Origin of the sequence: Pseudomonas sp. B21128 (assembly GCF_044218865.1) — a bacterium.
GTDB lineage: Bacteria > Pseudomonadota > Gammaproteobacteria > Pseudomonadales > Pseudomonadaceae > Aquipseudomonas > Aquipseudomonas iridis.
On record NZ_CP162590.1, the window covers coordinates 5,861,978 to 5,885,279 of the forward strand.

Here is a 23,302-nt window from a genome sequence, read left to right on the forward strand (position 1 = left end):
GGTGAGAGGCGTAATATTTTGTGATTATTTTTTTCTACAGGGATTGGTAACTTGGCTGGATACCTCCATCCTGTCGCGCACAATCCAAGAGGTGATTGATGCGCGCCAACTCGTCTGATCCACAAGGCAATGTCACAGCGGAACACCCGATCAAACCCGAGCGTTTGCGCTTGCTGGATCGGTTAAGCAAATACCGTCAACCCATCGGTCTGGCGGTCACTCTGCTGTTGTTTGCCATTGCACTGATTGCCTGTCGCCATCTGCTCGCCGAACTCGATCTCGATGCCTTGCACGACTCGATTCTCGAAGTGCCGAAACCTGCCCTGCTGGGCGCGTTCGGTGCGACCGTGATCGGCTTCATTATCCTGCTGGGCTATGAATGGTCGGCTGCCCGCTACGCTGGCGTGACGCTGCCACCGCGCACGCTGGCCCTCGGCGGCTTTACCGCATTTGCGATTGGCAACGCGATCGGCCTCTCGCTGCTATCCGGCGGTTCGGTGCGCTACCGTTTATATGCACGGCTTGGCGTGAGCGCATCGCAAGTTGCGCACATGACCTTGTTCGCCAGCCTGTCGCTGGGCTGCGCTTTGCCACCGCTGGCCGCACTCGCGACTCTTAGCGATCTGCCCAGCGCATCCCAGGCCTTGGGGTTGTCTGAAGGATTGCTCGGCACTGTAGCTGGCGCCGTACTCCTGCTGGGCGCGATTCTGGCGATCGGCATCTATCGCCGGCGTCTGCCGGAACAGCCATTCGCGCACAACCTGCTGGTCAAGGCTGGCCGTCGCACTTTGCGCCTGCCGGGTCGACGCCTGACGTTCCTGCAACTGGTGATCACCGCCCTCGACGTTGCCGCTGCCGCCACCGTGCTTTATCTGTTACTGCCGGAAGCCCCGCCGTTTGGCGCGTTTCTGCTGGTGTATCTGTTGGCCCTGGCCGCGGGTGTACTCAGCCATGTGCCGGGCGGCGTCGGGGTGTTCGAGGCGATTCTGCTGGCCGCCTTCGCCAACCAGCTCGGTGCCGCGCCACTCGCCGCTGCGTTGCTGCTGTATCGCCTGATCTACGTAGTGGCGCCGCTGCTGGTCGCTTGCGTACTGCTGCTGATCAACGAAGGTCAGCGCCTGTTTCAGACCCAGACCATGCGCGCCGCATCCGGTCTGGCTGCGCCGATTCTGGCGGTGCTGGTATTTCTGTCCGGCGTGGTGCTGCTGTTCTCCGGCGCCACCCCAGAGATCGATACGCGCCTGGAGCACATCGGTTTTCTGATCCCGCATCGACTGGTCGACGCTTCGCACTTCGGCGCCAGCCTGATCGGCGTGCTGTGTCTGTTGCTGGCCCAAGGCTTGCGCCGCCGGTTGTCGGCGGCGTGGATGCTGACCACCATTCTGTTGCTGGTCGGCGCCCTGCTCTCGCTGCTCAAGGGTTTCGACTGGGAAGAAGCCTTGTTGATGACCCTGACGGCAAGTCTGCTGGCGGTGTTCCGCCGCTCGTTCTATCGCCCGAGCCGTTTGACCGAACTGCCGTTCTCGCCGCTGTATCTGGTAGCCAGCCTGTGTGTGCTGGGTGCTTCAGCCTGGTTGTTGCTGTTCGCCTATCAAGACGTGCCGTACAGCCATCAATTGTGGTGGCAGTTCACCCTCGACGCTGATGCCCCGCGTGGTCTGCGCTCGCTGCTCGGCGCCGCAGTACTGTTGCTGGTGATTGCCCTGACCTGGTTGCTGCGCACCGCGCGCCCGGTCATTCACCTGCCAACGCCGGACGAACTGGATCGCGCCTCAAAGATTCTGATGGCCTCGTCGCAACCCGATGGCGGCCTCGCGCTGACCGGTGACAAGGCGTTGCTGTTTCACCAGAACGACGAAGCGTTTCTGATGTACGCCCGCCGTGGCCGCAGCCTGGTGGCCCTGTACGACCCGATCGGCCCCGGCCAGCAACGGGCCGAGATGATCTGGCAGTTCCGCGACCTGTGCGACATCCACCACGCCCGCCCCGTGTTCTATCAAGTGCGCGCGGAAAACCTGCCGTACTACATGGACATCGGCCTGACTGCGATCAAGCTTGGCGAAGAAGCGCGGGTCGACCTCATTCGCTTTGACCTCGAAGCCAAGGGCAAGGAGATGAAGGATCTGCGTTACACCTGGAACCGTGGCACCCGTGACGGCCTGTCGTTGGAGATCCATGAACCGGGTCAGGCGCCGATGGATGAGCTCAAGGTGATTTCCGATGCCTGGCTGACCGGCAAGAACGTGCGCGAGAAAGGCTTCTCCCTCGGCCGTTTCAGCGACGATTACCTGAAGCATTTCCGCATCGCGGTGATTCGCTTCGAAGGCCGTCCGGTGGCGTTCGCGAACCTGCTCGAGACTTACAGCCATGATTTGGCCAGTCTCGACCTGATGCGCGCACACCCGGACGCGCCAAAACTGACCATGGAATTCATGATGGTCGGCCTGATTCAACACTATAAGAGTCACGGATACGCGCGCTTCAGCCTGGGCATGGTGCCGTTGTCGGGGTTGCAACCCCGGCGTGGTGCACCGCTGACCCAGCGTCTGGGCTCGATGGTTTTCCGCCGTGGTGAGCAGCTGTACAACTTCCAAGGCTTGCGCCGCTTCAAAGACAAGTTCCAGCCTGACTGGGAACCCCGTTATATGGCCGTGCCCGCCGGACTCGATCCGTTGGTGGCGCTGGCCGACACTGCTGCCCTGATCGCGGGCGGCTTGACTGGATTGGTGAAACGCTGATGATTCAACGCTCCCTGAAGTACATCCTGGCCGCACTGATCGTGCTGGCCGTGATTGCCGGCGGCGGTTTCTGGTACCTCAAACGCCCGGCACCGGAACCGACCCTCGAACAGCTCAAACCGGCCGATGGCACCGCCATGACCCGCGTCATCCCTGGCACCAAGCCCAAGGCGCAGGTGCTGGTGGCCGTCACCGAAGAGCAGAAACTCAGCGACAAACAGCTGAGCACCCTGAGCCGCAGCGCTTCGGCGCAGATCGTTCAGGTGATTCTGCCCAAGGACTGCCTGCTGCAAAGCCGCGCCCTGCAAACCGGTCTGCGCGAACTGAACGGCCCGGCCACACTCGTGAGCGGCATCGGCCCAGGCGCCGTGCTGGCCTGGCGCTGGTTGTCCGAGCAGAAGAACGACAAGGCTCAGGCCATCTCCGTCGACCTCGCGCTGGAAAAACCCGGCTGCACTCACCTGCTGCCAAAAGCCGCCGCCCACGGCCACTGGCTGGTGGCATGGAACGACAACCCGGACGACGCCAGCGCGGGTTTTGTGCGCGATCAACCGAACGCCGAAACCAGCATCAGTGACTACGACATCAACCTGCCGCAAGTGCTGAACAACGAACTGCGCAAGATCCTCGTCGGTGGCGACAAGGCCAACGGTGGTCTGGCGATCCCGGTGGTTGAAGTGCCGGCCGGCCAGGCCAAGGACACTGTCACGCTGTTCCTCTCCGGCGACGGCGGCTGGCGTGACCTCGACCGCGACGTGGCCGGTGAAATGGCCAAGATCGGCTACCCGGTCGTCGGCATCGACACCCTGCGCTACTACTGGCAGCACAAAAGCCCTGAACAAAGCGCACTGGACCTGACCGAACTGATGCAGCACTACCGGCAGAAATGGGGCACCAAGCGCTTCATCCTCACCGGTTACTCGTTCGGTGCCGACGTTCTGCCAGCGATCTACAACCGTCTACCTGAAACCGAGCAGCAACGCGTCGACGCCATCATCCTGCTGGCCTTCGCCCGCACCGGCAGCTTCGAAATCGAAGTCGAAGGCTGGCTCGGCAACGCCGGTAAAGAAGCCGCCACCGGCCCGGAAATGGCCAAGCTGCCACCGGCCAAGGTCGTGTGCATCTACGGTGAAGAAGAGACGGATGAGAGTGGCTGCACGGACAAGACTGCTGTCGGCGAGGCGGTGAAACTGCCGGGTGGTCATCACTTCGATGAGAACTACCCGGCGCTGGCAAAGCGTCTGGTGGACTTGATCCAGAAGCGTCAGGCGGCGAGTCAGGTGGCTGAAGAGTGATCTGAAAGGCTCCAACAAAAAGCCCCCGCCAGCCACTAGGCTGACGGGGGCTTTTCAATGGGGTGGGGATTACATCTCGACTTGCGTCCCCAACTCGATCACCCGGTTCAGCGGCAGATTGAAGAACCTCAGGTTACCGTTGGCATTCTTCAACATGAACGCGAACAACGCCTCGCGCCAACGCGCCATCCCCTCAAGTTTCGAGGCAATCACCGTTTCGCGGCTGAGGAAGTACGTCGTGCGCATCGGGCTGAAGTCCAGATCATCAAGATGGCACAGCTTCAGCGCCTGCGGCACGTCCGGCTCGTCGGTGAAGCCGAAGTGCAGGATCACCCGGAAGAACCCGTCACCGAAGGCATCCACCTCGAAACGCCGGGATGGGGGTACGCGCGGGATGTCTTCATAAACCACCGTCAGCAGCACCACTTGCTCGTGCAATACCTGGTTATGCAACAGGTTGTGCAACAAAGCGTGTGGCACGGCGTCGGAACGCGCTGTGAGGAACACCGCGGTGCCCTGCACGCGATGCGGCGGTTGCACGCGGATGCTGCTGATGAAGATCGGCAGCGGCAGCGCGCCTTCGTCCAGACGCTCGACCAGCAATTGCTTGCCGCGCTTCCAGGTGGTCATCAGCACGAACAGCGCGATACCGGCGATCACCGGGAACGCACCGCCCTGCACGATCTTTGGCACGTTGGCGGCGAAGTACAGACCGTCCACCAGCAGGAAGCCGAGCAATACCGGCACCGCGAGGATCGGTGGCCATTTCCACAGCAGCAGCATGACTGCCGACACCAGAATGGTGGTCATCAACATGGTGCCCGTCACCGCCACGCCATAGGCCGAGGCCAGCGCGCCGGACGACTCGAAGCCCAGCACCAGCAGCACCACGCCAACCATCAACGCCCAGTTCACCGCACCGATGTAGATCTGGCCCTGCTCGTCACTGGAGGTGTGCTGGATGTACATGCGCGGAATGTAACCGAGCTGGATCGCCTGACGGGTCAGGGAGAACGCGCCGGAAATCACCGCTTGCGAGGCAATCACCGTGGCCATCGTCGACAGACCGACCAGCGGAATCAACGCCCAGCTCGGTGCCAGCAGATAGAACGGGTTACGCGCCGCTTCCGGGTTTTCCAGCAGCAACGCGCCCTGCCCGAAGTAATTGAGCACCAGCGCCGGCAACACCAGAATGAACCAGGCGCGGGCAATCGGCTTGCGACCAAAGTGCCCCATATCGGCATACAGCGCTTCAGCACCGGTCAGCGCCAGCACCACGGCGCCGAGAATCGCCACACCCATGCCCGGATGAACGACGAAGAAGTTCACTGCCCACATCGGGTTCATCGCATGTAGCACTTCAGGCGAATGGCTGATGCCATAGACCCCCAGGGCGCCAAGCACCACAAACCAGGTAACCATGATCGGCCCGAAGAGGATGCCGATGCGTGCCGTACCGTGCTTCTGAATCAGAAACAACGCGACCAGGACGACCAGTGACAGCGGCACCACCCAGTGATCAATGCCATCGAACGCCAGGCCCAAACCCTCAATCGCCGACAGAACGGAAATCGCCGGGGTGATCATGCTGTCGCCGTAAAACAGCGCCGCACCGATCAGTCCGCAGACCACCAGCAACGACCGCAGCTTCCTGCGTTCCCCCGCTGCTCGCCGCGCCAGCGCGGTGAGTGCCATGATCCCGCCCTCGCCCTGGTTATCGGCGCGCAGCACGAACATCATGTATTTGATCGACACGACCCAGATCAGCGACCAGAAGATCAACGATAGAATGCCCAGCACGCCATCGTGATTGACCGGCACACCGTAACCGCCGGAAAACACTTCTTTCAGGGTATACAACGGGCTCGTGCCGATGTCGCCATAAACCACCCCGACCGCCGCGACCAGCATGCTCAGCGGTTTGGAGGCCGAACCCTCGGCGCCTGCCGCGTGACTACTTGCCTGACCCATCCAACAACTCCTGATTCCAGACCGGCTTCTTCGAATGAAGCACTATGCTTTGTGGTGCAGCATGCGCTGTTTTACCTGTTGTTACAGACGATTTGTTGACTGTAAAAAATTGGTAAAGCTCAACGGCGCGAAGCATAGCGCAGCACTCGTCGTATTTCCCTGCATAAAGCTGGTCAAGAGAGCTGCTCGTCGATAGAATTGCGCACTTTTTGATCAGAGGCGCGCCCTAAGCGCCCATCCGTCGATTCCCGCGTCAGGCAATCGATGTCACAAAATACCGAGGTTAGACATGTCCACCACTCCTGCGCCAGCCAATCCCAAGGTTGGCTTCGTATCCCTGGGTTGCCCGAAAGCTTTGGTCGACTCCGAACGGATCCTGACCCAGCTGCGCATGGAGGGCTATGACGTGGTGTCCACTTATCAGGACGCCGACGTTGTGGTGGTCAACACCTGTGGCTTTATCGACTCGGCCAAGGCTGAATCTCTGGAGGTGATCGGCGAGGCGATCAAGGAGAACGGCAAGGTCATCGTCACCGGCTGCATGGGTGTGGAAGAAGGCAACATCCGCAACGTGCACCCGAGCGTGCTGGCCGTGACCGGTCCGCAGCAGTACGAGCAGGTGGTCAACGCCGTGCACGACGTCGTGCCGCCGCGCAAAGACCACAACCCGCTGATTGATCTGGTGCCGCCACAAGGCATCAAGCTGACCCCGCGCCACTACGCCTACCTGAAGATTTCCGAAGGCTGCAACCACAGCTGCAGCTTCTGCATCATCCCTTCGATGCGCGGCAAACTGGTCAGCCGTCCGGTCGGTGATGTGTTGGACGAAGCCCAGCGACTGGTCAAATCCGGCGTCAAAGAGCTGCTGGTGATCTCGCAAGACACCAGCGCTTATGGTGTCGACGTGAAATACCGCACCGGTTTCTGGAACGGCGCGCCGGTAAAAACCCGCATGACCGAACTCTGCGAAGCGCTGAGCACGCTGGGCGTCTGGGTGCGTCTGCACTATGTTTACCCGTACCCGCACGTCGACGAGCTGATCCCGCTGATGGCGGCCGGCAAGATCCTGCCGTACCTGGACATCCCGTTTCAGCACGCCAGCCCGAAAGTGTTGAAGTCGATGAAACGCCCGGCGTTTGAAGACAAGACCCTGGCGCGGATCAAGAACTGGCGTGAAATCTGCCCGGACCTGATCATTCGTTCGACCTTCATCGTCGGCTTCCCGGGCGAAACCGAAGAAGACTTCCAGTACCTGCTGAACTGGCTGACCGAAGCCCAGCTCGACCGCGTCGGCTGCTTCCAGTACTCGCCGGTTGAAGGCGCACCGGCCAATGACCTCGACCTGGACATCGTGCCGGACGACGTCAAGCAGGATCGCTGGGATCGCTTCATGGCGCACCAGCAAGCCATCAGCTCGGCGCGCCTGCAACTGCGCATTGGCCGCGAAATCGAAGTGCTGGTGGACGAAGTCGACGAGCAAGGCGCGGTTGGCCGCTGCTTCTTCGACGCCCCGGAAATCGACGGCAACGTGTTTATCGACAATGGCAGCAACCTCAAGCCGGGCGACAAGGTCTGGTGCAAAGTGACGGATGCTGACGAATACGATTTGTGGGCCGAGCAGATCTGATCTGAACGTCAAAAGCCCCTCACCCTAACCCTCTCCCGGAGGGAGAGGGGACTGATCGCGGTGACTATTCGGGGGTACATCGACCTGAATTATCGTGTCGAACTCAGGTTTGAAAAGCACAAAGATCGGCTCCCTTTCCCCCTCGCCCCCTTGGGGGAGAGGGCTGGGGTGAGGGGGTAGATTTAACCAGCGACGAATCCACCGAGCCGTACACCGCGACAAAAAGACCCAAAGCCCCGCTCTTTTTTGGAAGATGCGGGGCTTTTTTACGGCTATCGTTTACCGGGGGACGGACTCCCTTGAAATGGACAAGAGGCAAACGCGCATGCGCCACCATTCGGTCATCCACACGCCGAAACTCAGCGATTATCAGGAACTGACCCAGGTCTGGGAGGCCTCGGTCCGCGCGACCCACGATTTTCTGCCGGACAGCTATATAGAGCTGCTGCGCAAACTGGTGCTGACCCGCTACCTCGACGCGGTAATGCTGATCTGCACCAAGGACAGCCACCAGCGCATCACCGGGTTTGCCGGTGTTGCAGCAGGCAAGATCGAGATGCTGTTTATTGACCCCGCGCACCGCGGCCAAGGCTTGGGCAAGCGATTATTGCGTTACGCCATGGAACACCTGAACGCCGATGAACTGGACGTCAACGAACAGAACCCGCAGGCGCTGGGGTTTTACTTCAAGCAGGGTTTCGAAGTGATCGGACGCTCGGAGGTCGATGGCATGGGCCAGCCGTATCCGTTGCTACATATGCGCTTGCGCCAAACCGAGCAACGCTCAGGTAACGGCTGACACGACATGGATCCTTGTGGGAGCTGGCTTGCCAGCGATGCAGACGCCGCGGTCTGGCAAATACATCGAGGTGATGCCATCGCTGGCAAGCCAGCGCCCACAAGTAATGCGAACGCACCGAAATGGAACCGGGCTTAACCGGCGCCACACAGGTACAATGCCCACCCCTTTTTTGTTACGGCCCTGTCATGACTGACCCGATTCGCCTCTCCAAACGCCTCATCGAACTGGTCGGTTGCTCCCGCCGGGAGGCCGAGCTGTTCATTGAGGGCGGCTGGGTCACCGTGGACGGCGAAGTCATCGACGAGCCGCAATTCAAGGTCGAAGGCCAAAAGGTCGAGCTCGACAAAGACGCCAAGGCCACCGCGCCTGAGCCCGTCACTATTTTGCTCAACGTGCCGGCCGGCATCGATACCGACAGCGCAATGCAGCTGATCAGTGCCGAAACCCTGAGCGAAGAACACCGCTACGGCAAACGCCCGTTGCGCGGACACTTCCTGCGCCTGAGCACCAGCGCCGACCTGCAGTCCAATGCCAGCGGTCTGCTGGTATTCACCCAGGACTGGAAAATCCTGCGCAAGCTCACCGCCGACTCCGCCAAGATCGAGCAGGAATACGTGGTTGAAGTAGAGGGCGATATGGTCGCTCACGGCCTCAACCGCCTGACCCACGGCCTCACCCACAAGGGCAAGGAGTTGCCGGCGGTCAAAGCCAGTTGGCAGAACGAAAACCGCCTGCGCTTCGCCATGAAAAACCCGCAGCCGGGGATCATTGCCCAGCTCTGCCAGGCCGTTGGCTTGAAAGTCATCAGCGTGCGCCGCATCCGTATTGGCGGTGTGTCCATCGGCAAGGTGCCAGTCGGCCAATGGCGCTACATGTCCGGCAAAGAGAAGTTCTGACGACTCTGTTTTGCCGCCCCACATTTTCGGCAGCGCCCCGCGCGATGCCCACAGCGAAAGATCAGGATTGCCCACATGATTCATAACGACGTATTGCGCAGCGTGCGCTACATGCTCGACATCAGCGACAAGAAAGTCATTGAAATCACCAAGACCGGCGGCATGGAAATCGCCCTCGAAGACCTGGTGAAATACCTCGACAAGAAAGAAGAAGACGAAGAAGGCTTCGTGCGCTGCCCGGACGAAGTCATCGCGCACTTCCTCGACGGTCTGGTGATTTTCAAACGTGGCAAGGACGAAAGCCGTCCGCCGCAGCCGATTGAAGTGCCGGTGACCAACAACATCATTCTGAAAAAGCTGCGTGTGGCCTTCGAACTGAAAGAAGACGACATGCACGCAATCCTCAAGGCTGCCGAGTTCCCGGTGTCCAAGCCTGAGCTGAGCGCGCTGTTCCGCAAGGTTGGTCACACCAACTACCGTCCGTGCGGCGATCAACTGCTGCGCAACTTCCTCAAGGGGCTCACGCTGCGCGTGAGAGCGTAAAACCAGCTGCGAGCCGCAAGCTGCAAGCTCTTACTTGTAGCTTGTAGCTTGCAACTCGAAGCTGGCCGCATGGCCCCCCATTCCTCGCAAAAATAGTGGCTCCGCTTTTCGCGTCTGACGACTAGGGTGTATTGATCCCTAGCACTCAGGATTCGCCATGCACCCGTACTTTTCCCTGCAAGGCCGCACCGCTCTGGTGACCGGCGGCACTCGTGGTATCGGCAAAATGATCGCCAAGGCCTTTGTCGAGGCCGGCGCCCGGGTTTTCGTCTGCGCCCGGGATGCCGAAGCCTGTCATCAAACGGCCGAAGAACTCGGCGCGCTTGGCCTCTGTCATGGCATTGCTGCGAATCTGGCGACTGAAGAAGGCGTTCAGCAACTGGCCGCACGATTGGCCGAGCAGATCACTCACCTGGATATTCTGGTGAATAACGCCGGCACCACCTGGGGCGCGCCGCTGGAAAGCTACCCGGTCAAGGGCTGGGAGAAAGTCATGCAGCTCAACGTGACGTCGGTGTTCAGTTGCATCCAGCAGTTTCTGCCGCTGTTGCGCAAGGCCGGCTCAGCGGCAAATCCGGCGCGGATCATCAATATCGGATCGGTGGCGGGGATTTCCTCCTTCGGCGAGCAGGCCTATGCCTATGGGCCGAGCAAGGCCGCCTTGCATCAGTTGTCACGGATTCTGGCACGCGGACTGGTGAGCCAGCACATCAACGTCAACGTGATCGCACCGGGCCGATTCCCGAGCAAGATGACCCAGCATATTGGCAACGATGAGCAGGCATTGGCCGAGGACACGGCGTTGATTCCGATGAAACGCTGGGGGCGAGAGGAAGAGATGGCGGCGCTGGCGATCAGTCTGGCGAGTACGGCTGGGGCGTATATGACCGGGAATATCATTCCTTTGGATGGCGGGTTCAGCCTCTGAATCGGCGGTGAAGCTATCGCTGGCAAGCCAGCTCCCACAGGGTTCTTGAGTGTTCACATCATCTGTGTACACCACACAACCTGTGGGAGCTGGCTTGCCAGCGATGGCGTCAGCCCTGCCAACACCAGACTTGAGGTTGGAAGGGTTATCATGCCCGCCCTGATCCCGTTTCTGACTTCAAACCATGACTTACAGCGTCTCCCCCATCGGCTTCGTCCGCTCCTGCTTCAAGGAGAAGTTCGCCATCCCCCGCCAACCGCAATTGGCGCCCGCCGCCCGTGGCGTGCTGGAACTGGTGCCGCCGTTCGATCAGGGTGACGCCGTGCAGGGTCTGGAACAGGTCAGTCACGTCTGGCTGCTGTTCCTGTTCCACCAGGCCCTGGAAGACAAACCGCGCTTGAAAGTGCGCCCTCCCCGGCTCGGCGGCAACAAGTCCATGGGCGTGTTCGCCACTCGCGCCACCCACCGCCCGAATGGCATTGGCCAATCCGTGGTGAAACTGGACAAGGTCGAAGCCAATCGCCTGTTCATTTCTGGTATCGATCTGCTCGACGGCACGCCGATTCTCGACATCAAACCTTACGTGCCTTACGCCGACATCATCCCCGACGCCTCCAACAGCATCGCCAGCGCTGCGCCGCAACTGATTGACGTGCAGTGGACAGACACAGCACTGCAACAAGCGCACACACACGCACAGCGCCTGGCCGAGCCGTTGGTTGAGTTGATCGAGCAGTGTTTGGCACAGGATCCGCGCCCGGCGTATCAGACGCCAGCGCCGGAGCGTGAATACGGCGCACAATTCTGGGATCTGGACGTGCGCTGGCATTACCCCGTGCCTGAGCAGATTCGCGTCCTCGAAGTGATCCCCGCCAACGCCTAAACCCCGAAAACGAAAAAGCCCGCGCTGCCTTCTCAGGCAACGCGGGCTTTTTGCTGTCACACCACAACACCCATTGTGGGAGCGAGCCTGCTCGCGAAGGCGTTGTGTCAGCCAACATAAATGTTAATGACAGATCGCATTCGCGAGCAGGCTCGCTCCCACAGGGAATGTGACTTACTTCTCGACGAACGCACGCTCGATCAGGTAATCACCCGGCTCGCGCATCCGCGGCGAGACTGTCAGGCCGAAGCTGTTCAACACTTCGCTGGTCTCGTCGAGCATGCTCGGGCTGCCGCACAGCATGGCGCGGTCGTCCTGCGGGTTGATCGGCGGCAGGCCGATGTCGCTGAACAGCTTGCCGCTGCGCATCAGATCGGTCAGGCGGCCTTCGTTCTCGAAAGGCTCGCGGGTCACGGTCGGGTAGTAGATCAGCTTGTCGCGCAGCGCTTCGCCGAAGAACTCGTTCTGTGGCAGGTGCTCGGTGATGAATTCGCGGTAGGCGACTTCATTCACATAGCGAACACCGTGGCACAGGATCACTTTTTCGAAACGCTCGTAGGTTTCAGGGTCCTGGATCACGCTCATGAACGGCGCCAGACCGGTGCCGGTGCTGAGCAGGTAAAGGTGTTTGCCAGGTTTCAGGTCATCCAGTACCAGCGTGCCCGTAGGCTTTTTGCTGATGATGATCTCGTCGCCTTCCTTCAGGTGCTGCAACTGCGAAGTCAGCGGGCCATCAGGCACCTTGATGCTGAAGAATTCCAGATGCTCTTCCCAGTTCGGGCTGGCGATCGAGTAAGCGCGCATAAGCGGGCGGCCATTTGGCTGTTGCAGGCCGATCATCACGAACTGCCCGTTCTCGAAGCGCAGGCCCGGGTCGCGGGTGCACTTGAAGCTGAACAGGGTATCGTTCCAGTGATGAACACTGAGGACACGCTCGTGGTTCATGTTGCTCATGTACGTTTGACTCCTGGATATTGGGTCTGCGCGTCTCTTGAAGCCAATGATGGCAGGCCGACGGCGCGCAATTGCATCGCATTCTAATAGCGACGACAATATCTGTTAACTGGATTATTAAGATAAGGGTTATCGGTTATATCGATATGCGATTTACTCTCCGTCAACTGCAAGTCTTCGTCGCTGTCGCCCAGCAGGAAAGCGTGTCCCGGGCTGCGGGTCTGCTTAACCTCTCACAATCGGCGGCAAGCACCTCGATCACCGAACTGGAGCGCCAGTCCAGCTGCCAGCTGTTCGACCGCGCCGGCAAACGGCTGAGCCTCAACGCCCTCGGCAAACAGCTGTTGCCGCAGGCGGTGGCCCTGCTTGATCAGGCCAAGGAGATCGAAGACCTGCTCAACGGCAAGTCCGGTTTCGGCTCACTGGCAGTCGGTGCGACGCTGACCATCGGCAATTACCTGGCGACCCTGCTAATCGGCAGCTTCATGCAACGCCATCCGGAAAGCCAGGTGAAGTTGCACGTTCAGAACACCGCTAACATCGTGCAACAGGTCGCTCACTATGAAATTGATCTGGGTCTAATCGAAGGCGATTGCAGCCATCCGGACATCGAAGTTCAGAGCTGGGTCGAGGATGAACTGGTGGTGTTCTGCGCGCCGCAGCATCCACTGGCCAAACGCGGTAGCGCGAGCATGGAAGAGTTGACGCACGAGGCATGGATTCTGCGCGAACAAGGCTCCGGCACGCGCCTGACGTTTGATCAGGCCATGCGTCACCATCGCAGCGCGCTGAATATCCGACTTGAGCTGGAACACACCGAAGCGATCAAACGCGCAGTGGAGTCGGGGCTGGGGATTGGCTGCATTTCGCGGCTGGCACTGCGTGATGCATTCCGGCGCGGCAGCCTGGTGGCGGTGGAAACGCCAGATATGGATCTGGCGCGGCAGTTCTACTTCATCTGGCACAAACAGAAGTACCAGACCTCGGCCATGCGCGAATTTCTCGAGCTGTGCCGCGCGTTCACCGCGGGTGTTCAGCGCAGCGACGAGATCGTTTTGCCGACTATCGCTTAAAGCAGAATCACGGCCCACACCAGCGCAATCATGCTCAGCGCCACGAATTGCGCGGCGCTGCCCATATCCTTGGCGTTCTTGGACAGTGGGTGCAGCTCCAGCGAGATGCGGTCGATGGCCGCTTCCACTGCCGAGTTCAGCAGCTCGACGATCAGCGCCAGCAGGCACACGGCGATCAACAGCGCCTGTTCAACACGGCTGACGTTCAGGAAAAACGTCAGTGGCACCAGCACCACATTGAGCAGCACCAGTTGGCGGAATGCCGCTTCGCCGGTGAAGGCTGCGCGTAGACCATCCAGCGAGTAACCGGAAGCGTTGAGAATGCGTTTCAGGCCGGTCTGGCCCTTGAAAGGTGACATAAAGTAGAAACCAACCAAAAAGGAGTGGGAAAGCTAGATCAACCAAAGTCAAAAAAGCGTGAACGCGCCAGCCATTACTGGCTCGGAATTGACTCCAGTTGTTGCAGAAGCAATGCCGCCTGAGTTCGGGTACGCACATTCAGCTTGCGAAAGATCGCCGTGACATGAGCCTTGATGGTCGCTTCCGACACACTCAACTCATAGGCAATCTGCTTGTTCAACAGGCCTTCGCAGACCATGGTCAATACGCGAAACTGCTGGGGTGTCAGGCTGGCCAGGCCATCGCTGGCGGCTTTGGCTTCGGCAGAAACGCTGACCGCTTCAAAAGCTTGCGGTGGCCAGAACACATCGCCATCGAGCACTTTGCGCACGGCTTCCTGAATCACGCTGAGGTCGCTGGACTTGGGAATAAAGCCACTGGCGCCGAACTCTCGGGACTTGACCATCACCGAGGCTTCTTCCTGCGCCGAGACCATCACCACCGGAATTTGCGGGTATTGGCCGCGCAACATCACCAATCCGGAAAACCCGAAAGCGCCGGGCATGTTCAGGTCCAGCAGGACCAGATCCCAATCAGCCTTTTCGGTCAGACGCGTTTCCAGTTCGGCGATGCTCGCCACTTCCACCAGCCGTACATCCGGGCCAAGGCCCAGCGTCACGGCCTGATGCATGGCGCTACGAAACAGGGGGTGATCATCGGCAATCAGGATGTCGTATGTGGCCATTTTTCAAATGATCCTGTTTTTTGATGGCAGACCCGGTCTATTCGGCTCTGGCCAAAGCAACTCAAGATGCCGCTTGCAGCGGCACCCACAGGGGCACGTTCAACGCCAATCACCAGCAAACACGGCGTTTCAAACCTTGGCAGCACCCTAATCGGCGCCAAGCATGCCCAGCGAAGACGGGGTGGTCAAGCAACACGGCCGCCGCGATGTGCAGTATGGGCCACTATTGGGCCAAGTCCGCCTGCGGCTTTCGTATAAAGGGTTGCAACTCGGCGTGGGCCGGCGTCGATTCATTCCTATCCAATTGCTGTTTTGCGCCCAGATAATGCTGGCTGAACACATCGAAATAAGCGTCCAGTGCCGACGCAGCATCGCTGTCACCTGCCAGTTCCAGACACAGCGCCGCGACTTCGGCGGTGCACAGGTGCTCACTGCGGGTCGAGCGGCGCAACCGGTAGCGCGACAGTTTGTCGGGCAGCAGGCTGAGAATCGGCAAGCGCTCAAAGTACGGGCTCTTGCGGAAGATCTTGCGTGCTTCGGTCCAGGTCGCATCCAGCAGAATAAACAGCGGGCGCTTGCCGCTTTCGAGTTCAACGGTGTTGGTCACCCGCGACGGCTCGACATATTCCCCGGGAAACACCAGATACGGCTGCCACTGTGGGTCATTGAGCAGTGCCAGCATCTGCGGGTCGGGCTCGGTACGTGACCAGATGAATGCGTGGTTATCCCGTACCACATCAGCAATCAGCCAACCGGTGTTGCTCGGCTTGAACACTTCCTTGCCAGTCATGATCAGGCACACGCCCGAACGGGAGTCGACGCTTGGCCGCCAGGCACACAGGCAATGACTGATGATTACCCGACAGTCGCGGCAGCGCTCGGAGCGAAAGCCTCGGGCCTGAATCGGCTTGATGCCCTCGTCCTCACGCTGATCACGCAAGCGGGCTACGGCGTTGGGGGCATGATGGATCACGGACGGCGCCACACAGCAGGGAAACTCGACACGAACAACACTCGGCAGGGCAATAAAGACCGCAAGTTTACCAGAGCGACAGGGACAAACCTGTACCGTCCAGACCGGCTCCCCTATAATTCGCCGCCACTGAACGCACAGTCACGTGGCTGGTCGAAACACCAGTCACTGAACCAGGAGAGTTTCATGCTGCGCCTTATCGTTCCCACCGCTGCCATTCTGCTGGCGTCGTCCTTCACCGCTCAAGCTGCATCCTTGAGTGAGCAGAATCTGAACAGAGAGCTGCGCAACGTCGCCGCCCAAAGCAGCGTCGGCACGCCACGGGCAATCAACGAAGACATTCTTGATCAGGGCTACACCGTTGAAGGCACTCAGTTGATCAATCACCTGAGCGTACAAAAGAGCCACGCCGACAAAATGCGCGCAGACCCCAAAGCCGTGTATTTCCAGTTGGGTGCTTCGGTTTGCAACAACCCATCGTTCCGCAAGCTGATGGCCAAAGGCGCGATCATGCGTTACGAATTCACCGAAGTGAAAACCAACAAGGCTGTTGGCGCTGCCAGCTACCAGGATTCGGATTGCCCGAAAGCCGCTCCGGCGAAAAAGAAGTAATCATCGCGAATTGGCGCGCCGCTGTTCATCCTCGGCGCGCAATTCGGCCACCAGGGCCTGTAAATAACGAGAACGCCGCTCCCCGCCTGCCAACCTTCGGCAGCACTCCTCTTCGAGACTCACCTGGTTGGTCTCGGCTGACGCCTTCAACATCCGATACAGCTGCGCATCGATTTCCAGAATCACTCTGGCCACGTATCCCGCCTCCTTGCTACCGAGAAATCCTTGAAGAGCGTGCTCCTTGCGTACGGTCAGTCATGCCAAGTTGTAGCAAGGTGCCTATAGATTAGTTAATCAGAGGGGTTGCCGTTCGGCGCACGTTCGGACGAACGGTGAAATCATCCACCTGACAATCAACAAGCGATTGCCATCCGCCGCGCTGCAGCGCAATGATCAAGTCAGCGCAATCACGCACAAGGGTCTAGATTCAGAGTATCCACGATCAATTATCAGCGGCAGGAAAAGGAACTGTCGATTGTGTGTTTTCGCAGCGCAGCCCCGACGCCGCGCGTCAGGGCGACCCGCTCTGTGCAGAAGGAGACGTTAAATGCCTTACCAACCGAATGACCTGCTCAGCCGTCATTTTCAGGAAAGCGGCCCCGACCTCATCAGCCAGGTCGAAGAACAACTCAACCGTGTTTCCACCAACAGTCCAAATATTCCCATCTACCGAGACATGATCCTGACGGTGCTGCGCATGGCCCAGGAAGATCACAACCGCTGGAACGCCAAGATCACGTTGCAAGCCCTGCGCGAGCTGGAACAGACGTTTCGGGTTCTGGAACAATTCAAGGGCCGACGCAAGGTCACTGTGTTCGGCTCGGCGCGCACGCCGGTCGAGCATCCGCTGTATGCATTGGCCCGGGAACTCGGCGCGAAACTGGCGAGTTCGGACATGATGGTCATCACCGGTGCCGGTGGCGGCATCATGGCCGCCGCCCATGAAGGCGCAGGGCGTGATCACAGCCTCGGGTTCAACATCACCCTGCCCTTCGAACAGCATGCCAATCCGACCGTGGGCGGTACCGGCAACCTGCTTCCGTTTCACTTCTTCTTCACCCGCAAGTTGTTCTTCGTCAAGGAGGCCGACGCACTGGTGCTGTGCCCGGGTGGCTTCGGCACACTGGATGAAGCACTGGAAGTGCTGACTCTGATCCAGACCGGCAAAAGCCCACTGGTTCCGGTGGTACTGCTGGACTCACCGGGCGGTACGTTCTGGCAAGGCGCGATGGATTTCATCCGCCAGCAACTGGAGGAAAACCGCTACATCCTGCCGACCGACATGAAGCTGATGCGATTGGTCTACACCGTCGAGGAAGCGGTGGAACAGATCACTCAGTTTTATAGCAACTTCCACTCCAGTCGCTGGCTCAAGGGGCAATTCGTGATTCGCATGAATCACAAGCTCAGCGATCAGGCGTTGGAGCATATGCAGGAAGCCTTTGCCGATCTGTGTTTGAGCGGCCATTTCCATCAGCATACCTACAGCGGAGAAGAACACGACGACGCCCAGTTCAGTCATCTGGCGCGCTTGGCCTTTGCCTTCACCGCTCGTAATCAAGGGCGCTTGAGGGAGTTAGTGGACTACATCAACCTGCCGGAAAACTGGGCCCATTCCAAACCGCAAGCCGCGCAACGCAGCCGAGAACCCTCGAAGGTAATTTGAAGGCAAAAAAAAACGGCCCGCTATTTTCATAGCGGGCCGTTTCGTTTCAACCGTTCAATCGTCCATCCCTCTGCCGCTGAACAAGCGGTTGATCATCTCCATCGAGAAGCCCCGATACGCCAGAAAGCGGCCTTGTTTCGCCCGCTCCCTGGCATCAATCGGCAAATGCCCGGAGAATTTCCGTTGCCAGGTTTCCTGAAGTTGCTCCTGCCAACTGATACCGCTTTCGCGCAGGGCGAGTTCGATATCGGCGCGTTGCAACCCACGCTGGCTCAGTTCCTCGCGAATTCGCAGAGGGCCATAACCGGAACGGGCTCGGTAGGAAACAAAGCTTTCAAGATAACGGGCTTCGGAAAGCAGCCCTTCTTCCGTCAAACGGTCGAGGGCTGTTTCGATCATTTCCGCCTCAGCGCCGCGCTGACGCAGTTTACGCGTCAGCTCGACTCGACCGTGCTCGCGACGTGCGAGCAGGTCCATGGCGGTTCGCCGCACCGCGACGAGGGTATCGAGTACAAGTGTCATTCAAAGACTTCAAACGTCGACATCGGCCTCAGCCATATCGTCGACTTTGTCCTTGGCCAGCGAAGCCTTGACGTCTGCCGCCGGGGCCAGCAGTTTGTCACGCAGTTGCTTCTCGAGCTTCTTGGCGATTTCCGGATTGTCTGCCAGGAACTTGGCCGAGTTGGCCTTGCCCTGACCGATCTTGGTGCCTTCATACGCATACCAGGCGCCGGATTTCTCGACGAAGCCGTGCAGCACGCCCAGGTCGATCATCTCGCCGTTAAGGTAGATGCCCTTGCCGTAAAGAATCTGGAACTCGGCCTGACGGAACGGCGAAGCCACCTTGTTTTTCACAACCTTGACGCGGGTTTCGCTGCCGACCACTTCGTCGCCTTCTTTCACCGCGCCAGTACGGCGGATGTCGAGACGCACCGAGGCGTAGAACTTCAGCGCGTTACCACCGGTGGTGGTTTCCGGGCTACCGAACATCACGCCGATCTTCATGCGGATCTGGTTGATGAAGATAACCAGGCAGTTGGCGTTCTTGATGTTACCGGTGATTTTACGCAGCGCCTGGGACATCAGACGGGCTTGCAGGCCCACGTGCATGTCACCCATTTCGCCTTCGATTTCAGCCTTCGGCACCAGTGCAGCCACGGAGTCGACGATGATCACGTCAACGGCGTTGGAGCGCACTAGCATGTCGGTGATTTCCAGAGCTTGTTCGCCGGTGTCAGGCTGGGAAACCAGCAAGTCATCCACGTTGACGCCCAGTTTGCCGGCGTACTCAGGGTCGAGGGCGTGTTCGGCGTCGACGAATGCGCAGGTCGCGCCAGCTTTTTGAGCCTGGGCGATCACGGACAGGGTCAATGTGGTTTTACCGGAAGATTCAGGACCGTAGATTTCAACGATACGGCCTTTTGGCAGGCCGCCAATGCCGAGTGCAATGTCCAGACCCAGAGAGCCAGTGGAGATGGCCGGGATCGCCTGACGGTCCTGATCGCCCATACGCATTACGGCACCCTTGCCGAATTGACGTTCGATCTGACCCAGGGCCGCAGCCAAGGCTTTCTTCTTGTTGTCGTCCATTAAAGTCCTCACGTAATCAATAAGGCCTGACGGCCAACACCTGTATAAGTAGCCAGTATTATTCCACAGCGTTCGCGGATCGCCTACCCCTGATTTTCGATTTCTCGTGCCGCTAGTCGCATGAGCCCCTCTAGCGCGGCCTTCACCGTTTGTCGGCGGACGTCATCGCGATTGCCCGCGAAGTGCTGCACTTCACTGGTCACCACATCGCCAACGCCCCAGGCCAGCCAAACGGTGCCCACCGGTTTGTTGGGCGTGCCACCATCGGGCCCGGCCACACCGCTGACCGCCACGGCGAACCGCGCCAGGCTCTGTGCCTGCGCGCCCCGCACCATCGCCTCGACCACCTCGCGACTGACTGCGCCCACCGAGTCGAACAACTCGGCCGGCACATTCAGTTGCTGGGTTTTCTGCCGGTTGGAGTACGTCACGTAGCCGGCCTCGAACCACGCCGAGCTGCCCGGAATCCGCGTGATGGCTTCGGCAATCCCGCCGCCGGTGCAGGACTCGGCGGTGGTGACGTGGGCATTGAGCACTTGCAGACGTCGGCCAAGCTCGGCTGCCAGTTGAGTGATCTCTTTCACGTTGCTCTCCGGATCGTGTGGAATGCGTCCACCGTACACGAGCCGGTTGTGCTTTCAATACACAAGCTTATTCAAAATGTTCGGGCGCCAACGCTCTGACATAGGCCTGACAGGCCTGCAAGGCAATCAGTCCGCGATCACCTTCGTCGGTGATGGCGACAATTCGTTGAGCATGCGCCGGGTCAAGTCGGGCGCGTACGGTTGCATGATCCACGCCGCCGGTTCCGGCGGCGGCTGGCACTGCACAGCCTGCGGCAACGTCGCCTGCGTCGAGGAGGACTGACAGGCGCACATCAGCAGTGGCAAGACGATCGCGCAGGCGATCCTGATCACGTTGGGCATCGCTCAGCGCTCGATAATGGCTGTGTTCACTGGCCGCGAGCCGTTGCTCCAGTGCCAGACGTTTATCCTGCTCGGCCTGTTGCGCGGTGGCGGCGGTCAGGGTCAGTTGATTGAGGACTTCTGCGTTTAACAGAGCCTGTTCGGCCAGTTGCCGTCCATAGCGCCAATCCTGAACCTGCCAGCCCAGCGCCGCGGCCGCCAGGGCCAGCAACGCGATGCCGATCACTCGCCAGGGGATTGGCATAACACAGCCCTCGCCCGCGCCCAGATTTCGAGCCGATCCTGCAGGCCGTTCAACCCGCCGTTGATACGACGGGTGATGGTGTTGAACTGATCGCGATCGGCGAGCGCGTTCAAGCCATTCTTTTCCCAGAACCACGCGGCGGACTCGGCGGCCCACTGCGGCTGCTCCAACAGTTCCGGCAAGGACAGCAGACGCTCATCGCCGAACAGGCCGAGGCTGCATTGACGATAGTTGCTTTGGCCGGTGATCTGGATCAACCCGCGACCGCGGTACTTTTGTCCATCACCATCGGCCTGCGGCGTATTGCCCAGGCGTAACGCCAGCGTACCGGTGTCGTATTTGCTCAGGTACTGGTTGTTGCCCAACTCGCGCACGTAGTGCAACTGACCCGATTCGTGGCCGATTTGCGCCAGGAATGCAGCAATACGCTTGGGCGTATCAATGCGATGGTTGGCCATGGCACTGTTTAGCGCAGATACAAAAACGCCCGCTTGGCTGCGGGCGTTCGGCATGATGTTTAAAAGGTTGTTTTCAGTTATTTGCATGATGCGTGTCCTCCCTGGATGCTTCGATTGAATCATGGCTGGCGGCTAATACCGGCCAGCCATTTTTTTGCCAGCGTTCTCACGGCGCTGTCCGGGGCAGTCGTTTCGAGTGTTTCATTGAGTGGCAAAACCAGGCCACCAGATTGCAGCCACTCTTGATACTCAAGCCAGTCCCGGTTGGTCAGGTCCTGCGGGATGAATGCTGAATCCTCCATGCGCAGTACTCCGTAAGCGGTCAGTTGGTAGGTCATGGTTCAATCCTAGATTTCAGCGTCCGCTGTCCATTCAATCTGCAGTCCGTTACCCGGCTGGCTGTTTACCGGCGTCACAGTGCCGATGGCAAAACTGCGCTGTGTCACACTTTGTACAGCTGTGCCTGTGCAGGCCACTCCCGCCGAGTAATTCCAGACCTGATTACTTTCATTCCCGGGGCAATACAGGACAACAGTAGGTTGCACTCGCTTCTGCACTTGCATGTCTACGACCATTCCGTATTGACCGTTATTGGCAGCCGCAGCCTGAGTAAACGTGACAATGCATGTGCCCGTGCCATTGTTCGCTCGAATGGTTAAACGGTTGGCAAAGGATTTTTCGAAATAACGCTGACACAGCATCATCTCTTCAGCGGCTGGACGATATTCGAATGGGGTGGAGATCGGTCCCTCCTCCAACTGGATTCTTGCGAAGTCGACCGTCTGCAAAACATTGAGCGGAAGATCGAAAGCCAGCCGCAGGTAATCATTGGCACCTAGCATTTTTCCCGCAATAACCGGCACCTGGAACGTTGCGCTGTACCTGGCCCAGCCAGTACTGAGTTGAAAGACATCAACAACTTTCACGACCGCTTCCGAACCACCGACCCCAAAGTACTGACCTATCGCTACTTTCAACGTTCGAGCCGCATCGGATCGCGCCCAGAATGTCAGGGTCGCCGTTTTTCCGGCCAATGTTCGGACCGATTCAATGCTCTGGGAGACTGTGTGCGTGGTCGCACCGACACCCGCTGTGGTTTGTTGCCAGCGCAAAAAATAACTCGGCTCACCGGACACGTCTGCCTGCCCTGGCGCGAAGTCCTGGCGAGAAATAGTCACGGCGGCATTGCCATTCCAATCACAACGAAAACGATCGGCCACATAGCCACCAATGTTTGGCCCCTGGTTGATTGCACCGCGCTGCCAGATATCGAACCCGCCATTTATCAACAGATTCCTGCGATACACCTGAATCGGAAATGGCTGTAATGGGTCCGGTTTCGACAACTGCTGAATAGCTTGAGCCAATTGATCAGTTTGCTGCTCATCCGGCTTCAAACCAGCTGCGATGATCGCGCTGAGTATTTCCTGAGTAACACTGTTGCCCCAGCTCGCCGGAATCAGCGATCCCGGTGTTCCGGCTATCGCATCTTCATCGACAAATTTGCCGTCGACCAAGCCGGAGCCAGGCACACTTCTTGGATAATCCACGTTATTTTCTCCTTGTCAGTTCGGGCTGCGGCTCTGTTGCCAAAGGGCACACAGCTCAGTCTTTTGCGCGCAGCAACACTTCCAGCCAGTCGGGTTCGACCGGCCGAGAACGTGTATCCGGAAATTCAGGATCGTTTGGCCAATCGCGCAGTGCCTGCCGGTAAGCGAGAAGTTCCTTGAACTCCTCCGTGCGCAGTGTCGTGCCCACGCCGACTTCCATTTCTTCAACGTCGCGAAGTACCAGCCATTGAGTCGACTCCAGCGCCTTGTTTCGCCAGGCGCGTTCTAAACCATCGTCGGTTGGTACGGCGAGTAAAACCCTTTGCGGGCGGCCGTCAATGTTCAGAGAAAGAACCGTTTCTTTAGGGGCGTTCGACACCAGCGCGCAGTACTCACCTTCGCTAAGCTGAAAGGCATCGGCCGGGATATTCAGTCCATGTAAATCCGAGTGATAGAAGCCAGAAGTTGCCGGAGAAAAATAATACATAG

At 59.1% G+C, this 23,302-nt stretch carries 25 protein-coding genes; 11 read left to right on the forward strand and 14 right to left on the reverse strand.

Annotation, left to right across the window (positions count from 1 at the left end; all coding sequences use genetic code 11):
* Positions 1–98 precede the first annotated feature (98 nt).
* Together mprF and AB4P91_RS26525 are read left to right on the forward strand one after the other, a co-directional pair.
* The gene (mprF, locus tag AB4P91_RS26520; protein WP_395604019.1) at positions 99–2,738 is read left to right on the forward strand and encodes a bifunctional lysylphosphatidylglycerol flippase/synthetase MprF; all 2,640 of its coding nucleotides are present in this window, start codon (positions 99–101) and stop codon (positions 2,736–2,738) included.
* Positions 2,738–4,033, forward strand: a complete 1,296-nt coding sequence (locus AB4P91_RS26525) for an AcvB/VirJ family lysyl-phosphatidylglycerol hydrolase (RefSeq protein WP_395604020.1) — start codon at positions 2,738–2,740, stop codon at positions 4,031–4,033. Before mprF ends, AB4P91_RS26525 begins: the two co-directional genes overlap by 1 nt.
* A 69-nt stretch (positions 4,034–4,102) precedes the next feature.
* Here the strand turns inward: AB4P91_RS26525 and AB4P91_RS26530 are convergent, their stop codons facing one another.
* Entirely contained in the window at positions 4,103–5,944 is a 1,842-nt protein-coding gene (locus AB4P91_RS26530; protein WP_395605005.1) for a potassium transporter Kup, read from the reverse strand.
* Between the two features lie 349 nt (positions 5,945–6,293).
* Here AB4P91_RS26530 and rimO point away from each other — a divergent pair, with 349 nt between their 5' ends.
* From rimO to tsaA, 6 genes are all read left to right on the forward strand, one after another.
* On the forward strand, positions 6,294–7,631 hold the full coding sequence (gene rimO / locus AB4P91_RS26535; protein ID WP_042557939.1) for a 30S ribosomal protein S12 methylthiotransferase RimO: 1,338 nt from the start codon (positions 6,294–6,296) through the stop codon (positions 7,629–7,631).
* A gap of 325 nt (positions 7,632–7,956) precedes the next feature.
* Positions 7,957–8,430 carry a GNAT family N-acetyltransferase gene (locus AB4P91_RS26540; RefSeq protein ID WP_042557938.1) on the forward strand — a complete coding sequence of 158 codons (474 nt, stop codon included), beginning with the start codon at positions 7,957–7,959 and terminating at the stop codon, positions 8,428–8,430.
* 188 nt (positions 8,431–8,618) lie between these two features.
* Positions 8,619–9,329: an rRNA pseudouridine synthase gene (locus AB4P91_RS26545; RefSeq protein ID WP_395604021.1), complete on the forward strand. Its 711-nt coding sequence runs from the start codon at positions 8,619–8,621 to the stop codon at positions 9,327–9,329.
* Positions 9,330–9,404: 75 nt separating this feature from the next.
* Positions 9,405–9,872, forward strand: coding sequence for a DUF1456 family protein (locus AB4P91_RS26550; protein WP_042557936.1), 468 nt, complete (start codon positions 9,405–9,407; stop codon positions 9,870–9,872).
* Positions 9,873–10,029: 157 nt separating this feature from the next.
* Positions 10,030–10,800, forward strand: coding sequence for an SDR family oxidoreductase (locus AB4P91_RS26555; protein WP_395604022.1), 771 nt, complete (start codon positions 10,030–10,032; stop codon positions 10,798–10,800).
* 184 nt (positions 10,801–10,984) lie between these two features.
* Positions 10,985–11,683, forward strand: coding sequence for a tRNA (N6-threonylcarbamoyladenosine(37)-N6)-methyltransferase TrmO (tsaA, locus tag AB4P91_RS26560; protein WP_150687756.1), 699 nt, complete (start codon positions 10,985–10,987; stop codon positions 11,681–11,683).
* A gap of 174 nt (positions 11,684–11,857) precedes the next feature.
* Here the strand turns inward: tsaA and fpr are convergent, their stop codons facing one another.
* Complete coding sequence (gene fpr, locus AB4P91_RS26565) at positions 11,858–12,637, reverse strand: ferredoxin-NADP reductase (protein WP_002554680.1); 780 nt, start codon at positions 12,635–12,637, stop codon at positions 11,858–11,860.
* Between the two features lie 146 nt (positions 12,638–12,783).
* Here fpr and AB4P91_RS26570 point away from each other — a divergent pair, with 146 nt between their 5' ends.
* Entirely contained in the window at positions 12,784–13,710 is a 927-nt protein-coding gene (locus AB4P91_RS26570; RefSeq protein WP_042557933.1) for a LysR family transcriptional regulator, read from the forward strand.
* On the opposite strand, the gene AB4P91_RS26575 is transcribed toward AB4P91_RS26570, so the two are convergent.
* The 3 genes from AB4P91_RS26575 to AB4P91_RS26585 form a co-directional block, all read right to left on the reverse strand.
* Positions 13,707–14,069: a diacylglycerol kinase gene (locus AB4P91_RS26575; RefSeq protein WP_042557932.1), complete on the reverse strand. Its 363-nt coding sequence runs from the start codon at positions 14,067–14,069 to the stop codon at positions 13,707–13,709. The genes AB4P91_RS26570 and AB4P91_RS26575 overlap by 4 nt on opposite strands.
* Before the next feature lie 74 nt (positions 14,070–14,143).
* Positions 14,144–14,794 carry a response regulator transcription factor ErdR gene (gene erdR / locus AB4P91_RS26580; RefSeq protein ID WP_395604023.1) on the reverse strand — a complete coding sequence of 217 codons (651 nt, stop codon included), beginning with the start codon at positions 14,792–14,794 and terminating at the stop codon, positions 14,144–14,146.
* A 223-nt stretch (positions 14,795–15,017) separates the two neighbouring features.
* Entirely contained in the window at positions 15,018–15,764 is a 747-nt protein-coding gene (locus AB4P91_RS26585; protein ID WP_339477237.1) for a tRNA-uridine aminocarboxypropyltransferase, read from the reverse strand.
* A gap of 189 nt (positions 15,765–15,953) precedes the next feature.
* Between AB4P91_RS26585 and AB4P91_RS26590 the strand changes: the two genes are divergently transcribed.
* Positions 15,954–16,379: a PA3611 family quorum-sensing-regulated virulence factor gene (locus tag AB4P91_RS26590; protein WP_042557929.1), complete on the forward strand. Its 426-nt coding sequence runs from the start codon at positions 15,954–15,956 to the stop codon at positions 16,377–16,379.
* Here AB4P91_RS26590 and AB4P91_RS26595 read toward each other — a convergent pair whose 3' ends face one another.
* Complete coding sequence (locus AB4P91_RS26595; RefSeq protein ID WP_150597639.1) at positions 16,380–16,574, reverse strand: hypothetical protein; 195 nt, start codon at positions 16,572–16,574, stop codon at positions 16,380–16,382.
* A gap of 352 nt (positions 16,575–16,926) precedes the next feature.
* Between AB4P91_RS26595 and AB4P91_RS26600 the strand changes: the two genes are divergently transcribed.
* Entirely contained in the window at positions 16,927–18,045 is a 1,119-nt protein-coding gene (locus AB4P91_RS26600) for a TIGR00730 family Rossman fold protein (RefSeq protein WP_150594487.1), read from the forward strand.
* 54 nt (positions 18,046–18,099) lie between these two features.
* On the opposite strand, the gene recX is transcribed toward AB4P91_RS26600, so the two are convergent.
* The 8 genes from recX to AB4P91_RS26640 all read right to left on the reverse strand — a co-directional run bounded on the left by recX (position 18,100) and on the right by AB4P91_RS26640 (position 23,300).
* Positions 18,100–18,567: a recombination regulator RecX gene (gene recX, locus AB4P91_RS26605; RefSeq protein ID WP_115146419.1), complete on the reverse strand. Its 468-nt coding sequence runs from the start codon at positions 18,565–18,567 to the stop codon at positions 18,100–18,102.
* A gap of 9 nt (positions 18,568–18,576) precedes the next feature.
* Entirely contained in the window at positions 18,577–19,635 is a 1,059-nt protein-coding gene (gene recA, locus AB4P91_RS26610; RefSeq protein ID WP_042557927.1) for a recombinase RecA, read from the reverse strand.
* 83 nt (positions 19,636–19,718) lie between these two features.
* Positions 19,719–20,219: a CinA family protein gene (locus AB4P91_RS26615; RefSeq protein ID WP_047299955.1), complete on the reverse strand. Its 501-nt coding sequence runs from the start codon at positions 20,217–20,219 to the stop codon at positions 19,719–19,721.
* Between the two features lie 67 nt (positions 20,220–20,286).
* Positions 20,287–20,805: a lysis system i-spanin subunit Rz gene (locus AB4P91_RS26620; RefSeq protein ID WP_395604024.1), complete on the reverse strand. Its 519-nt coding sequence runs from the start codon at positions 20,803–20,805 to the stop codon at positions 20,287–20,289.
* Complete coding sequence (locus AB4P91_RS26625; protein ID WP_150594489.1) at positions 20,784–21,350, reverse strand: glycoside hydrolase family 19 protein; 567 nt, start codon at positions 21,348–21,350, stop codon at positions 20,784–20,786. Before AB4P91_RS26625 ends, AB4P91_RS26620 begins: the two co-directional genes overlap by 22 nt.
* A gap of 32 nt (positions 21,351–21,382) precedes the next feature.
* Positions 21,383–21,601 (reverse strand): hypothetical protein, encoded by a 219-nt coding sequence (locus tag AB4P91_RS26630; RefSeq protein ID WP_395604025.1) that lies wholly within the window; start codon positions 21,599–21,601, stop codon positions 21,383–21,385.
* Between the two features lie 9 nt (positions 21,602–21,610).
* Complete coding sequence (locus AB4P91_RS26635; protein WP_395604026.1) at positions 21,611–22,813, reverse strand: carbohydrate-binding protein CenC; 1,203 nt, start codon at positions 22,811–22,813, stop codon at positions 21,611–21,613.
* Positions 22,814–22,868: 55 nt separating this feature from the next.
* A complete protein-coding gene (locus tag AB4P91_RS26640) occupies positions 22,869–23,300 on the reverse strand; it encodes a phage tail assembly chaperone (RefSeq protein ID WP_395605006.1) in 432 nt (143 codons plus the stop codon).
* Between the last annotated feature and the right edge of the window lie 2 nt (positions 23,301–23,302).

What these genes read in the sequence shown, in the direction of transcription:
- mprF (WP_395604019.1), top strand. Translation starts at nt 99, where the DNA reads ATGCGCGCCAACTCGTCTGATCCACAAGGCAATGTCACAGCGGAACAC.
- AB4P91_RS26525 (WP_395604020.1), top strand. Translation starts at nt 2,738, where the DNA reads ATGATTCAACGCTCCCTGAAGTACATCCTGGCCGCACTGATCGTGCTG.
- AB4P91_RS26530 (WP_395605005.1), bottom strand. Translation starts at nt 5,944, where the DNA reads ATGCTGGTCGCGGCGGTCGGGGTGGTTTATGGCGACATCGGCACGAGC.
- rimO (WP_042557939.1), top strand. Translation starts at nt 6,294, where the DNA reads ATGTCCACCACTCCTGCGCCAGCCAATCCCAAGGTTGGCTTCGTATCC.
- AB4P91_RS26540 (WP_042557938.1), top strand. Translation starts at nt 7,957, where the DNA reads ATGCGCCACCATTCGGTCATCCACACGCCGAAACTCAGCGATTATCAG.
- AB4P91_RS26545 (WP_395604021.1), top strand. Translation starts at nt 8,619, where the DNA reads ATGACTGACCCGATTCGCCTCTCCAAACGCCTCATCGAACTGGTCGGT.
- AB4P91_RS26550 (WP_042557936.1), top strand. Translation starts at nt 9,405, where the DNA reads ATGATTCATAACGACGTATTGCGCAGCGTGCGCTACATGCTCGACATC.
- AB4P91_RS26555 (WP_395604022.1), top strand. Translation starts at nt 10,030, where the DNA reads ATGCACCCGTACTTTTCCCTGCAAGGCCGCACCGCTCTGGTGACCGGC.
- tsaA (WP_150687756.1), top strand. Translation starts at nt 10,985, where the DNA reads ATGACTTACAGCGTCTCCCCCATCGGCTTCGTCCGCTCCTGCTTCAAG.
- fpr (WP_002554680.1), bottom strand. Translation starts at nt 12,637, where the DNA reads ATGAGCAACATGAACCACGAGCGTGTCCTCAGTGTTCATCACTGGAAC.
- AB4P91_RS26570 (WP_042557933.1), top strand. Translation starts at nt 12,784, where the DNA reads ATGCGATTTACTCTCCGTCAACTGCAAGTCTTCGTCGCTGTCGCCCAG.
- AB4P91_RS26575 (WP_042557932.1), bottom strand. Translation starts at nt 14,069, where the DNA reads ATGTCACCTTTCAAGGGCCAGACCGGCCTGAAACGCATTCTCAACGCT.
- erdR (WP_395604023.1), bottom strand. Translation starts at nt 14,794, where the DNA reads ATGGCCACATACGACATCCTGATTGCCGATGATCACCCCCTGTTTCGT.
- AB4P91_RS26590 (WP_042557929.1), top strand. Translation starts at nt 15,954, where the DNA reads ATGCTGCGCCTTATCGTTCCCACCGCTGCCATTCTGCTGGCGTCGTCC.
- AB4P91_RS26600 (WP_150594487.1), top strand. Translation starts at nt 16,927, where the DNA reads ATGCCTTACCAACCGAATGACCTGCTCAGCCGTCATTTTCAGGAAAGC.
- recX (WP_115146419.1), bottom strand. Translation starts at nt 18,567, where the DNA reads ATGACACTTGTACTCGATACCCTCGTCGCGGTGCGGCGAACCGCCATG.
- recA (WP_042557927.1), bottom strand. Translation starts at nt 19,635, where the DNA reads ATGGACGACAACAAGAAGAAAGCCTTGGCTGCGGCCCTGGGTCAGATC.
- AB4P91_RS26620 (WP_395604024.1), bottom strand. Translation starts at nt 20,805, where the DNA reads ATGCCAATCCCCTGGCGAGTGATCGGCATCGCGTTGCTGGCCCTGGCG.
- AB4P91_RS26625 (WP_150594489.1), bottom strand. Translation starts at nt 21,350, where the DNA reads ATGCAAATAACTGAAAACAACCTTTTAAACATCATGCCGAACGCCCGC.
- AB4P91_RS26630 (WP_395604025.1), bottom strand. Translation starts at nt 21,601, where the DNA reads ATGACCTACCAACTGACCGCTTACGGAGTACTGCGCATGGAGGATTCA.
- AB4P91_RS26640 (WP_395605006.1), bottom strand. Translation starts at nt 23,300, where the DNA reads ATGTATTATTTTTCTCCGGCAACTTCTGGCTTCTATCACTCGGATTTA.